Here is a 12,887-nt window from a genome sequence, read left to right as displayed (position 1 = left end):
GGTTCGAATTCGGTATTGGTTTAAGACCCGCTGGCCATTCTATAAAGACCTCACAAAATAAAACGAGAGGTTTCATGAAACCGCGCCTGCATTGTGCCCGTCTTGCCCTGTTCCTGTGTGGCTGCGCGGCGTTTCTGAACCTGTATGCCACCCAGAGCATCCTGACCACCTTCGCCGCGCAGTTTCATATCAGCGCCAAGGCGGCGGGCTGGAGTATCACGGTCACCACCCTGGCCGTGGCGATTACCGCGCCATTTGTCGGCCGGCTGACCGGGCGTTTCGAGCAGCGTACGGTCATCGCCGTGGCCGCGCTGTTACTGGCCGTGCCCGCGCTGATGACTGCCTACGCCGGTAGCTTTGCCCAAGTGCTGGTGTGGCGTTTTGTGGAAGGTATGTTGATCCCGGTGGTATTTGCCACCAGCGTGGCTTACATCGGCGACCGCTGGCGCGGCGCCACGGTGACCGAAGTCACCAGCCTCTATGTGGCGGGCACCGTACTGGGCGGGTTCGCCGGGCGCTTCGTCACCGGCGTGATGACCGAATATGTCGGCTGGCGCGAGGCCTTTGAATTGTTGGCCGTGTTGAGCGTGATGGTCGGTGGGTTCATTCAGTTTTTGCTGCCCGATAACCCGCCGCGAGTCGCACCGGTCAAGGCTGCTTCGTCAGGCGTTTTTCGCAAGCCATTGGTGGCTGCCTACGCCGTCGGGTTTTGTGTGTTGTTTTCCCAGGTCGCGGCCTTAACCTACGCGGGCCTGTACCTTGGCCTACCGCCTTTTAACCTCGGGCCTGCGGCCTTGGGCACGCTGTACATGGTGTTTCTGCTGGCCTTGATCGTGATCCCGATCGCCGGCCGCCTCAGCAAAGCCCGGCCCCACGCCGAGCTGCTGGCTGTGGCTGCCGCGCTGGGCATCAGTGGCTCGGCGCTGACCCTGGCCCCGTCGCTGTGGTGCATCGTGGTGGGCCTGGCGCTCAGTTCGACCGGGGTCTTTCTCGCCCAGGCCGCCGCCAATGCGTTCATCAGCGCCACTGCGCAGGGTAACAAGGCGGGTGCCGTGGGCGTTTACCTCACGTGTTATTACCTGGGCGGCAGTTGTGGTGCCATCGTGCCCGCATTGATGTGGGAGCGCTGGGGCTGGGCGGGGTGTGTAGCGCTGATTATCGGTTTTCAACTGCTGACGTTGCTGATCGCCCTGACGGGCTGGAAGCCTCTTAAACCTGAGTTGATCCAAGCCTCATGAACGACGCCATCGCTGTGCCTGCCCGCGAAACCTCTAACCGCCGCCGCTCGTTGATCGCGGGCTGCGGCGCCCATGCCGTTCACGATGGCCTTACGGATGTGATCTACGTGCTGCTGCCGATCTGGCAGGCGCAGTTCGCGCTCTCCTACGCCCAGATCGGATTATTGCGCGGTGCCTATTCCGGGATGATGGCCGTGTTCCAGCTGATGGCCAGCCGCGCTGCGCGGCGCTGGGGCCGTCTGCCGATGTTGGTAGGCGGCACTGCGCTGGCGGGCGTTGCGTACTTATTGGTGGGGCAAGCCACTGGGCTGACCCTGTTGCTATTGGCGCTGCTGCTCGGTGGTTTGGGCGCCAGCACCCAACATCCGCTGGCGTCCTCGATGATTACCGACGCTTACGAGGACGGCGGCGGGGTCAAGCAAGCCTTGTCCCACTACAACTTTTCCGGCGATATCGGCAAAACCCTGATTCCGGGTTTGGTCGGCTTGCTGCTCACCGTTATCAGCTGGCGCGCCAGTGCCACCCTGTTGGGTTTGCTCGGCCTGGCTGCGGCGGGGTTGTTGTGGTGGCTGGTGCCTGCGCAAACGGCCGAAACCGCTTCTGCAAAAAAAGCCAAATCCCTCAGCGGAACCGGCTCCATCACTGGGCTGCGCGCGCTGATACTCACCGGCACACTCGACAGCGCCGTGCGCATGGGCTTTCTCACCTTCCTGCCATTTCTGCTGCAAGCCAAGGGCGCGGGGACTGCCGGTATCGGCCTGGCGTTGACGATGTTGTTTATCGGTGGCGCGTTCGGCAAATTGCTCTGCGGCTACCTCGGTGCCCGCATCGGCATGATGAAAACCGTATGGCTGACGGAAACCAGCACGGCGCTGCTGATCATTGCCGCCGTGTACCTGCCGCTGAATGGACTGATGGTGACGCTGCCGCTCCTTGGCTTAATGCTCAATGGCACTTCTTCAGTGCTGTACGGCGCCGTGCCGGACCTGGCGGCGGCGGGTAAACGCGAGCAGGCGTTTGCAGTGTTCTACACCGGCACAATCGGCGGCGGCGCGCTGGCGCCGGTGCTGTTTGGTGGTGTCGGCGATGCACTGGGTGTGCCGGTGGCGGTGATGGTGCTGGCGGGCATGTTGTTGGTGACGTTGCCCTTGGCGTGGGTGGTGCAGCGAGGGTGTGCGCCTCAGGCAATCGAGTGATTGCTGGAATGTCCAGGCCGGGCCAACAGATCAATGCCAAGTGAGTGAAGCACCTTCAGAACCGTTTCAAAACGCGGTTTGGCGCCTGGGGCAAATGCCTTGTACAAGCTCTCGCGTCCTACACCCGCATCAGTAGCAATCTTTGTCATGCCACGGGCTTTGGCTACATAGCCTAATGCTCGGAGGAATTCCTCGTTGTCACCGTCTGCCAGCACTTGAGAGAGGTATTCGCTGATGGCCTCATCACTGTCGAGCAGCTCGGCCATATCAAATGTCGTCAGTGTTTGAGCCATGATCAAACCTCCTTTGCTAATTTTTTTGCTCGCCGTATATCGGCCTCTTGTGAAGACTTGTCGCCACCTGCCAGCAAGATGACGACCTCCCTGCCGCGCAGGGTGAAATAAACGCGATAACCCGCACCCACGTCTATCCGCATCTCTGAAATACCGCCGCCCAGCACCTTGAAATCACCCAGATTGCCCACACTGGCTCGCTCAATACGTCGAGCAATGGTGATTTTTGCGCGCAGATCGCGGATTGCCGAGCACCAGTGAGTGAAAGCTTGGGTTTGCTGGATTGAATAACGCACGGGGCCTCACAGAGTTTCACTGTATCTAATTGGATACGGGTTGGCAAGAGACATGTCTGTGTCGAAGGCTGGGGAGAGTGATGCGAGGGCGTGCCGGTTTCAAACGTTCTTCAGGGTTTTCCTATTGCCGGAATTTACGGTCTGAAGGAGAACGGTACGGCGGTCCTGAATGTTGTGTTATTGCCTACACAACACGCAGAATCGTCTGAGTTGTACGCCTTGGACGAGCGCTTTAAGGTTCGTCTGCCGCTGCCCATCAGCGGTCGGGTTTAGTAGCCCGATTTGATCAACGGCGTATGGCTGTCCCATCAGTCAGACATCTCGATGTCTGTTCTCAATGGTGGCTGTACGCAGGGCACTTTCGGGTGCGCCGGTTTCGTTGATCCGCCGGTCTACTAACCTGCATACAGCCGCCACCCATTGTTTAGTAGCTCTGGAAGGTGGTCCTTACCGAGGATCAACAGATGTGTACTGACGCCTGTAACCCAACCGCGACCCTGTTCAGCGTCCGCCCCGAAGCCAACACCGAAGCCTTGCTCGCCAACGCCTACGAAACCATTGCCGGCGCGGGTGCCATGACCAACGAGTTCGCCGAAAGCCTGCCTTCTCAGCATCGCTACCTGGCCTTGGCCATTCAGCAAATGATCGAGCTGGGGCTGATGCTGGTAGAAGCGGCGCAAGACCGCGTGGACCGCGCCGCGTAGGTTTTTCACGCCCTGTAACAGGCTTGCCTTCCCAGGCCGCACATACCAAGGGGAAGGGGAGCCAGATATTCTGCATCGGAGCAGGTCGCTCACCCATGAAGCCAAATTTAGAACATAAAAAAACCGGCCACCAAGGGCCGGTTTTTTTATGCATCTCCCGCCAGAACCAACCTGACGCAAGACCAAAATCTGAGTGGAGCGGGTAGAGGGAATCGAACCCTCGTCGGAAGCTTGGGAAGCTACTGTTCTACCATTAAACTATACCCGCTCAGAGCGGCTGACTTTGTACCAGATGTTCGCCGGGATTTGAAGTTTTTCTTCGAAAAATGTGTGAGTTGGGTTCATCAAGCTTGTGTGGGAACTGGCTTGCCTGCGATTGCCCTAGGTATCTACACAATCGGTTAACACGAAGTCTACGGCAGGTGGGCTGTTGTGGCGAGCAGGCTTGTCCTGCGTTGGGCTGCGAAGCGGCCCCAAACCCAGACGCTGAGTTCTTTCAGGAAAATTGCAGTGCCTTTACCGGGGGCTGCTTCGCAGCCCAACGCAGGACAAGCCTGCTCGCCACAGAAGAAATTGCCTTCAACAGTTGTGTAGGTACCTAGGCTGCGATTGCATCACCTGAGTGTGACTGACACACCACATCGCCTGCATCGCGGGCAAGCCCGGCTCCCACATAAGCCGCCTTTCAAATCGCAAACGCATGCTGCGTCTGGCCCTGGTGATAACGCAACCGACTCACCTGGCGTTCTGGTTTCAAAAAGCCCACCACCGCATCCCGGCTGTCCCGGCAGGCCGCCTTGTGTTCCATGTCCAGAAAATGGCCGGTCGCCTGGATGGTGCTGAAGCTGCTGTTGGCCACGTGCTGGCCAAACAGCTTGGCATCCTCGGCGCTGGTGTATTCATCCCATTCGCCATTCAAAAACAGCACTGGAATGTCGATCTGCCTGGCGGCTTTGAGGTAGCACAGCCGGTCGCTGTTGAGCACGTGGTTGATGTGGAAGTGCATCTGCCCGTATTCATGCTCGGCCAGGCCGCTCACATGCTTGTAGTTGAAGCGCTTGAACAGTGATGGCAGGTGTTTGCCGATGGTGCTGTTGACCAGGTGGCCCACGCCGTGGCGGTCGAGGTTGCCGAGGTAGTCGACACCGCGTTCGAGGTAGTCGCGCATGGGCGTGTTGATCACCGGCGAGAACGAGCTGATCACCGCCTTTTCCACCCGGCGTGGCCGGTGGGCGAGGGCGACCAGGGCAGCGGCGCCACCCCAGGAGAACGACAGCACGTGTTCGGCGCCGAAGTGCTCGATGAGTTCCAGCAGGATCTGGCCTTCGACTTCCTTGGTCAGCATGTGCTCATGACGGTTATGGATTTTGGAGCGGCCAGCGTAGGGCTGGTCGTACAAAACCACATTGAATTGCGGGTACAGGCTTTTCACGGTTTGAGCGAAGGATGCCGTGGTGGCCATGGAGCCGTTGACCAGGATGATGGTCTTTGCAGCAACGTCCGCGCGATAGAACTCCGTGTAAACCCGATACTGACCCTGTATATCCAACACAGCGATTTCTGGCCTCATGTCGTAAGACTCCTGGCAAGCGGGTAGGGCGCGCAGATCACTCTGCACGAGCTTTATGACAGGTAGGCATACGCCTGGAAGATGAGGGCCCATGTCGGTCCGATAGCGGCTGGCCGACGGGTGTTGTTGTGGCGGGCTGTTTGCCGGAAAGGCCCGTGGATCAAGCGCGGGCGGGGCAAGGTGTTTCTTGGAGGTTATGGGGCGACTCGCCAGTCATCATTTGGCTGACGTCTTGATTCAAGCAGCACAGGCGCCAGCTCGCAAGGCGACACGCTGGTTTTTTGCCATCACCGGCTGAACGGTCGTCAGACCTGTCGGATTTCTTCGTCGGTCAGTTCCCGATATTCGCCCGGCGCAAGGGTGGCATCCAGCACCAAAGGCCCCATCCGCTCACGGTGCAAGCCAATCACTTTGTTATCAAAATGCCCGAACATGCGCTTCACCTGGTGATAGCGGCCTTCGATGATGCTCAGGCGAGCGGTCCTTGGGCCAAGTAGCTCAAGGTCGGCGGGTTGGGTGGTGAGGTCTTCAAAGGCGAAATACAGGCCCTCTTTAAAGGTTGCCGCGTACTCCGCACCAATGTCCTGCTCGGTATGCACGAGGTAAACCTTGGGCAGTTTGGTCTGGGGTTGGGTCAGGCGCCGCGACCATTGGCCGTCGTTGGTGATCAGCATCAGCCCGGTGGTGTTGAAATCCAGACGGCCGGCGATGTGCAGCTCATGCTTGTGCGGTTCATCCAGCCAATCAAGCACGGTGGGATGCACCGGATCGGCGGTCGCGCTCACGCAGCCTTGGGGTTTGTGCAGCATGAAATAACGCGCCGGTTTGCCGGCTTGCAGTACCTCACTATCGACACAAACGCGGCTGAACTCTCGCACGTCATGATGCGGGTCGGTGACGGCCACGCCATCGACCGTCACCCGTCGCTCAACCAGCAGCACACGCACTTGCTTACGATTGAAACGCGGCAGGTTGCTGAGGAAACGATCAACGCGCATTACGGCTGCTCGGCCCCACGCAATTGCGCATCTACCTGCGCACAACGTGGGCATAGGCAAGCTTTGTTACGCAGTTCATCAGGCAGCGCTTCGAGCACCGCCGGGTCGATGGTGACGCTGTAGCACCAACAGGCTTGGTCGGCGGTGCGTGGGTCGGCCAAAGTGCAGTCGTTGCGGGCACCGCAGGCAGGGCAAAGGGTGGGTGTGGTCATGTCGGTTCGGGCTGTATCGCGCAGTTCCCTGCACGATACAGCGCCGCCCCGCTATTGCAAGCTGCGCAGGTAGCCGCGCCAGCCGCCGAAGTGGCTGATGTCCACGGCGCCGGTCAAGCCGTAGGGCTCGCAGATGAAGCCGGTTTCCCAGCGGCCATCGGCCAGTTGCACCTTGCCCAAACCCAACGGCGCAGGGATGCCGGTGAGGAAGGAGCCGAGTTCGCGGCTCGGCAGCTCCCACACTTCCACCTCGATGGCCACACCGCCCTCGCTCACCCGCAGCATGCCGGGGCGATAGGGCGGCCCACCGGCCAGCGCGAACAGTTGATAGTCGGCCGAGCTGTGGGTGCGCTCCAGCAGGCGCGCACCTCGCCGCACTAATTGGCCGTTAAGCGCCAGCCCTTGCAGGTGCGCGCCGCACACCACCAGCCGCGTCAGGTCATGACCGGCGCTGCCGACCGGCACAGGCAGCGACGTATCGTGCTGGCGCTGCAACGCGTCCGCCACGCCCAGCAGGTATTGGTCGGTAAATGCCCGGCCAAACAGCGTCACACCCCAGGGCAAACCGTTGCGCATAAAGCCGCTGGGCACGGCGACGGCGGCGTAATCCAGCAGGTTCATGAAGTTGGTGTAGTAGCCCAGTTCGGCATTGCGCAGCACCGGTTCGGCGCGCAGTTCTTCCAGCGTCACCGGGCGGCCGATGGTGGGCGTCAGTACGCAGTCGAGGCCTTCGAGCAAACCATCGCACTGCGCTTTCAAGGCTTGCAGGCGGTACTGGGCGCGAAAGGTCTCCACGCCGTTCACCGCAGGCGCCTTGGCCAGCACCGCACGAATCACCGGCAGCACGGCCTCGGGGTTCTGCTCCATCAGTTCGCCGGCCACGCTGTAGCGTTCGGCCACCCACGGCCCTTCGTAGAGCAGGCGCGCGGCTTCAAGGAACGGCGACAGGTCCAGCGTCACCGGCTCGCCACCCAGTGCCGTCAAGCGGTCGATGGCCTGCGCAAACAGCTGCGGGCCTTGCTCGCAGCCGAAGTACTCCAGGTCCTGCTCGCGCGGCACGCCAAAGCGAAATGCGCGGGGTACGCCAAACGCCGACGCATCATTCCACGCCGGGTTTGCTCGGCTGTACGCATCCAACGGATCGAGCCTGGCGGTCAACGCCAGTAACTGGCTGGCCTCGCGCGCAGTGCGGGTAAAGGTGGTGACGCAATCCAGCGTGCGGCACGCCGGCACCACGCCCGCTGTGGAGATCAAGCCTTTGCTCGCCTTGAGCCCCACCAGGTTATTCAGCGCCGCCGGCACTCGCCCGGAACCGGCCGTGTCGGTGCCCAGGGCAAAACTGGCGACACCCAACGCGACGGCCAGCGACGACCCGGCGCTGGAGCCGCCCGACGGGTACTCGGGCAACACGCTGTTGGGGCACGCGCCATACGGCGAGCGGCTGCCATTGAGGCCGGTGGCGAACTGGTCGAGGTTGGTCTTGCCCACGGGTACCGCGCCCAGGGCGATCAACTGCTCGACAATGCTCGCGCTGCGTTGCGGCACATAGGCGAACGCCGGGCACGCGGCGGTGGTGGGAATGCCGGCTAAATCGATGTTGTCCTTGATCGCAAAGGGTACGCCGAACAACGGCAAGTCAGCCGGTTCGCGAGTGTCCAGTGCGGCCAGGTACGGCTCCAGTTCTGACTCGGTCAGCAGGTGGATAAACAGGTGATAGTCGGGGTTCAAGTGCGCGGCTTTTTCGCGCAGTTGCCGCAGCACGTCACGGGGTGTGGTGTCGCCGCTCAGGTAGGCATTGCGCAGGTTGTCCAGTTGCAGGTTCATGGCTTGTCCGCCTGTAGAAATAGAAGAGTCAGTCACGTTCGAGCACCACCACCCGTTGCCCCGCGCCGATGCCGCTGCCGGGTTGCACGGGGATCTCGCGCACAGTGCCGGCGAACGGCGCCACCACCGGGATTTCCATTTTCATCGACTCCAGAATCACCAGCACATCATCGGCCGACACCTGCTCACCCGTCGCCACCTGGACTTGCCAGAGGTTGCCGGCGATAGGGCTGTCGACACTGATTTGGTTGGCCTGCAACGGCGTGTCTGCAGCTGGTGGTGCTGCGAGTTCTTCACTGTCGAAATGCGCCTGGCCGCTGGCGATCCAGCGCTCACGCTCGGCATTGAAGGCGTGCTGCTGATGCTCACGAAACGCGCCAATGCTTGCGGCTTCGCGCGCGAGGAAATCCTGATACTCCGCGAGGTTCAACTGGCTGTGCTCGATGCTCAATTCAAATCGGCCCAGCGGAAAATCGCGCCGGATCTGCACCAGCTCATCCGCCGTCACCGGGTAAAAACGGATCTGGTCAAAGAACCGCAACAACCACGGCTTGCCATCAAACGCCGCGACTTCCCGGTAACGGTTCCACATCTGCAAGGTGCGCCCCACAAACTGATAACCGCCTGGGCCTTCCATGCCGTACACGCATAAATAAGCGCCGCCAATGCCCACCGAATTTTCGGCAGTCCAGGTGCGGGCCGGGTTGTATTTGGTGGTCACCAAACGGTGGCGCGGGTCCAGCGGCGTGGCCACCGGGGCGCCGAGGTAGACGTCACCCAGGCCCATCACCAGGTAGCTGGCATCGAACACCGTGTGGCGGACTTCGTCGAGGTTGGCCAGGTCGTTGATGCGGCGAATGAACTCAAGATTGCTCGGGCACCACGGTGCGTCCTTGCGCACGGTGGTCATGTATTTTTCGATCGCCAGCTGGCACGCCGGGTCGTCCCACGACAGCGGCAAGTGCACGATGCGCGAGGGCACTTGCAGGTTGGGGGTGGCGCACACGGCAGCCCATTGTGTGGTGATCAGCACCAGCAAATCGGCCAGCGGCAGTTGTTCGGGCTGGTAGTGGATTTGCAGCGAACGGATGCCTGGGGTCAGGTCGATAACGCCCGGCAGGGCGAGAGTTTCCAGGGCTTGCATGAGTGCGTGGGCACGAAAGCGCAGCACCAGGTCCAGCTCGGGGGCGCCGATTTCCAGCAGCAGGTGAGTGTCGCCGGCGAGGCGGGCGATGAGATGGGTGTCGCCTTCACCGGCCTCCAGTACCACAGGCGACTCGATCTTAAGTGGGCCACGGTCAATGTGGGAGCCGGGCTTGCCCGCGATGGCGGCACTGCGGTCTGCCTGAGGTACCGCGTTGGCTGTATCGCAGGCAAGCCAGCTCCCACATTGATCCCATTTCAGGGCGAGGTCGCGGGCGGTTTTGAGGTTCACGGGTTCGAACCGCAGTTTGTCCCCGGCCTTGAGTTGCCCCAACTGCCAAAGGTCCGCCTCGATCACCGTCACCGGGCATACAAACCCACCCAGGCTCGGCCCGTCCGGCCCCAGGATCACGGGCATGTCCCCGGTGAAATCCACTGCGCCGATGGCATAGGGGTTGTCATGAATATTCGACGGATGCAGCCCCGCTTCGCCACCGTCCGTGCGCGCCCATAAAGGCTTGGGCCCGATCAACCGCACGCCGGTGCGGCTGGAGTTGAAGTGCACTTCCCATTGGGTGGCGAAGAAGGTGTCGATGTACTCAGGCTTGAAGTATTCCGGCGCGCCGTGCGGGCCATAAATCACCCGTAGCGTGCGCACCGCTGGCAGGGGTTCAGCGATCAATTGCTGGCCGGCGTCGGCGTCTGTCAGTGGCAGCAAATGCAACACATCGCCCGTGCGTAACGCGCGCCCGGCGTGCCCGCCGAACTGGCCAAGGGTGAAGGTGCTTTTGCTGCCCAGGTAATCCGGCACTTGCAACCCACCGCGCAGGCACAGGTAGCTGCGCGCACCGGCTCCAGCAATACTGCCAAGGCTCAACGTCGAGCCTGCTTCAACCCGCAACGAGGTGTTCATCGGCACCGACTGGTCATTCAGCAACAGCACAATGTCTGCACCCGTGACAGCGACAACCGCCGCGCAATTGAAGCGCAACAGCGGGCCATTCATGGTGATTTCCAGCGCCGCCGCGCCGTCGTCATTGCCCAGCAGGCGATTGCCCAGGCGCAGCGCGCGGCTGTCCATCGGCCCGGACGGCGGCACGCCGACGGCCCAGTAGCCGAGGCGGCCAGGATAGTCCTGGACACTGGTTTGGGTGCCGGCGCTGAGCACTTCGAAGGTGCTGGCGCTGTAGACCAGGCCTTCCAGGCAACGTGTCCACGGGCGGCCGTCGGCAAACGGCGTGGCCAGCAGGATCTGGCGCAGGTAATCGCGGTTGGTTTCCACGCCGTAGAGCAGGCTGTCGCTCAAGGCCTGATGCAGATCCAGACGCGCCTGTTCGCGGGTCGGCGCCCACGTGATGAGTTTGGCGATCATCGGGTCGAAGTACGGCGGGATCTCGCAACCGGCTTGCACCCAGGTGTCGATTCGCAAACCTTCAGCCGTCGGGAAGTCCACTCGGGTCAACAGGCCCGGGCACGGCTGGAAGTCCTTGCCGGGGTCTTCCGCATACAGCCGCGCCTGAATCGCGTGGCCCTGAGGGTGCAGTTTCAATTCAGTCAACGCGGGTAATTCACCGGCCGCCAATTGCACCATCCAGCGCACCAGGTCCACGCCCCAGACTTGTTCGGTGACGCCGTGTTCTACCTGCAGGCGCGTGTTCACTTCGAGGAAGTAGAAGCGGCCGTCAGCGCTGTCAAAGATGAATTCCACGGTGCCGGCGCTGCGGTAATTGACCGCCTTGGCCAGGCTGATGGCGGCGGCGCACAAGGCCTCGGCCATGCCGTCGGGCAGGTTCGGCGCAGGTGTTTCTTCGAGCACTTTCTGGTTGCGTCGTTGCACGGAACAGTCGCGCACGCCGAGGGCGATGACGTCGCCCAAACCGTCGCCGAACACCTGCACTTCCAGGTGGCGGGCGTGCTCGATGTATTTCTCGATAAACACACCGGCATCGCTGAAGTTGTTTTGCCCCAGGCGTTTGACCGCTTCAAAGGACTCACTCAGCTCTGTCGCATTGCGGCACACACGCATGCCGATGCCACCGCCGCCTGCGGTGCTTTTGAGCATGACCGGATAGCCCACGGTTTCGGCCGCCAGCAACGCTGTATCGAGGCTGTCGAGCAGCTCGGTGCCTTCCAATAATGGAATTTGATGGTGTTTGGCCAAGGCCCGCGCGGTGTGCTTGAGGCCGAATACGCGCAGCTGTTCGGGTGTTGGACCGACGAAGGCAATCCCTGCATTTTCACAGGCTTGGGCAAAGGCGGCGTTTTCTGAGAGAAAACCGTAACCAGGATGAATCGCCTTGGCGCCACAGGCCTTGGCGGTGGCGAGGATTTTTTCGACTGCCAGGTAGGTCGCCGCCGCTGCGCCTTCGCCGAGGCTGTAGGCTTCATCGGCTTGCTGGATATGCAGGCTGGCTGCGTCGGCTTCGGCGTATACGGCGATGCCTTTGACGTGCAGCTCGCGCAAGGTGCGCAGGATGCGGCAGGCGATGGCGCCACGGTTGGCGATCAAGAGTTTTTCGAACATGGCAAAACCCTGCGGGCCGTCCCGCAAAGTGAGGGAGCACTGCGGTCGTCCACAGTCCTAATTCTGAAAGCAATGAAGATCCAAGTGTGGGAGCGGGCTTGCTCGCGAAGGCGTAGTGTCAGTTACAGATGCATTGGCTGACCCACCGCATTCGCGAGCAAGCCCGCTCCCACATTTGAACGTCAGTGTTTTCGGATGCATTGCCCGGCTCGGGCTTGGCACAGGGCGAAGAGCCAACGGCGCAGGTGTTTTATTTTCAGTTCCATACCAGTAACTCCGCAGGCGTCGGGTTGTAGCCATTGCATGGATTGTTCAGTTGCGGGCAGTTGGAGATCAGCACGATCACGTCCATCTCTGCGCGCAGGTCGACGTACTTGCCGGGCGCGGAAATGCCGTCTTCAAAGGTCAGCCCGCCGTCGGCGGTCACCGGCACGTTCATGAAGAAATTGATGTTCGGTCCGATGTCGCCTTTACCCAGCCGGCCGTCGTGGGCGCAGGCGCGCAGGTAGTTGTCGCGGCAGCTGTGCATGTAGCGTTTTTCCAGGGCGTAGCGCACGGTGTTGCTCTCTTGGGCACAGGCGCCGCCGAGGGTGTCGTGGCGCCCGCAGGTGTCGTCGACGATGGTCAGCATTGGCTGGCCGAGGTTGGAATACAGCACGCTGCCGGTGCTCAGGTACACGCGGTTTTGCCGACGCAGGGTGCGCTGCACGTCGTAGCGTTCCCTGGGGTTTTTGCGGCTGTAGAACAGCGTGTCGACGGCCTGGTTGCCCTCCAGGTCGAGGATGCGCAGGGTCTGCCCGGCGCTGACTTCCATCAGCCATGGCTCGCCGGCGGGAATGGTGGCGCGGTACACGGCCGCCTCGGGTTGGTTCAGTGCAGTAGACATGGC

The 12,887-nt window shown here is 61.5% G+C and carries 11 protein-coding genes and 1 tRNA gene; 3 read left to right on the top strand and 9 right to left on the bottom strand.

The genetic code is table 11. The features are described from left to right. Positions 1-74: 74 nt before the first annotated feature. Both ASE80_RS01825 and ASE80_RS01820 read left to right on the top strand, forming a co-directional pair. Entirely contained in the window at positions 75-1,238 is a 1,164-nt protein-coding gene (locus tag ASE80_RS01825) for an MFS transporter (protein WP_056857401.1), read from the top strand. Continuing rightward, positions 1,235-2,434: an MFS transporter gene (locus ASE80_RS01820; protein ID WP_056857400.1), complete on the top strand. Its 1,200-nt coding sequence runs from the start codon at positions 1,235-1,237 to the stop codon at positions 2,432-2,434. Before ASE80_RS01825 ends, ASE80_RS01820 begins: the two co-directional genes overlap by 4 nt. Here ASE80_RS01820 and ASE80_RS01815 read toward each other — a convergent pair. Together ASE80_RS01815 and ASE80_RS01810 are read right to left on the bottom strand one after the other, a co-directional pair. Then, positions 2,419-2,727 carry an addiction module antidote protein gene (locus ASE80_RS01815; protein ID WP_056857399.1) on the bottom strand — a complete coding sequence of 103 codons (309 nt, stop codon included), beginning with the start codon at positions 2,725-2,727 and terminating at the stop codon, positions 2,419-2,421. The genes ASE80_RS01820 and ASE80_RS01815 overlap by 16 nt on opposite strands. 2 nt (positions 2,728-2,729) lie before the next feature. Further along, positions 2,730-3,023, bottom strand: a complete 294-nt coding sequence (locus ASE80_RS01810; RefSeq protein ID WP_056857398.1) for a type II toxin-antitoxin system RelE/ParE family toxin — start codon at positions 3,021-3,023, stop codon at positions 2,730-2,732. A 464-nt stretch (positions 3,024-3,487) separates the two neighbouring features. On the opposite strand from ASE80_RS01810, the gene ASE80_RS01805 reads away from it, so the two are divergent. Continuing rightward, positions 3,488-3,727, top strand: a complete 240-nt coding sequence (locus ASE80_RS01805) for a DUF6124 family protein (RefSeq protein WP_056857397.1) — start codon at positions 3,488-3,490, stop codon at positions 3,725-3,727. Positions 3,728-3,921: 194 nt separating this feature from the next. Here the strand turns inward: ASE80_RS01805 and ASE80_RS01800 are convergent. From ASE80_RS01800 to ASE80_RS01770, 7 genes are all read right to left on the bottom strand, one after another. Continuing rightward, a tRNA-Gly gene (locus ASE80_RS01800) sits at positions 3,922-3,995 on the bottom strand. A 417-nt stretch (positions 3,996-4,412) separates the two neighbouring features. After that, on the bottom strand, positions 4,413-5,297 hold the full coding sequence (locus ASE80_RS01795; RefSeq protein ID WP_056857396.1) for an alpha/beta fold hydrolase: 885 nt from the start codon (positions 5,295-5,297) through the stop codon (positions 4,413-4,415). A 305-nt stretch (positions 5,298-5,602) separates the two neighbouring features. Continuing rightward, positions 5,603-6,295, bottom strand: a complete 693-nt coding sequence (locus tag ASE80_RS01790) for a pseudouridine synthase (protein ID WP_056857395.1) — start codon at positions 6,293-6,295, stop codon at positions 5,603-5,605. Then, positions 6,295-6,507, bottom strand: coding sequence for a cysteine-rich CWC family protein (locus ASE80_RS01785; protein WP_017137305.1), 213 nt, complete (start codon positions 6,505-6,507; stop codon positions 6,295-6,297). The genes ASE80_RS01790 and ASE80_RS01785 overlap by 1 nt, the downstream gene beginning before the upstream one ends. Before the next feature lie 51 nt (positions 6,508-6,558). Continuing rightward, positions 6,559-8,331: an allophanate hydrolase gene (gene atzF / locus ASE80_RS01780; RefSeq protein ID WP_056857394.1), complete on the bottom strand. Its 1,773-nt coding sequence runs from the start codon at positions 8,329-8,331 to the stop codon at positions 6,559-6,561. A gap of 28 nt (positions 8,332-8,359) precedes the next feature. Beyond that, positions 8,360-11,998 (bottom strand): urea carboxylase, encoded by a 3,639-nt coding sequence (gene uca / locus ASE80_RS01775; protein ID WP_056857393.1) that lies wholly within the window; start codon positions 11,996-11,998, stop codon positions 8,360-8,362. Between the two features lie 256 nt (positions 11,999-12,254). After that, a complete protein-coding gene (locus ASE80_RS01770) occupies positions 12,255-12,884 on the bottom strand; it encodes an urea amidolyase associated protein UAAP2 (protein ID WP_056857392.1) in 630 nt (209 codons plus the stop codon). Between the last annotated feature and the right edge of the window lie 3 nt (positions 12,885-12,887).

This window comes from Pseudomonas sp. Leaf15, from assembly GCF_001421425.1.
Lineage (GTDB): Bacteria > Pseudomonadota > Gammaproteobacteria > Pseudomonadales > Pseudomonadaceae > Aquipseudomonas > Aquipseudomonas salomonii.
The sequence above is the reverse complement of the archived record's forward strand: the minus strand, read 5'-3'. Positions and strand labels throughout refer to the sequence as shown.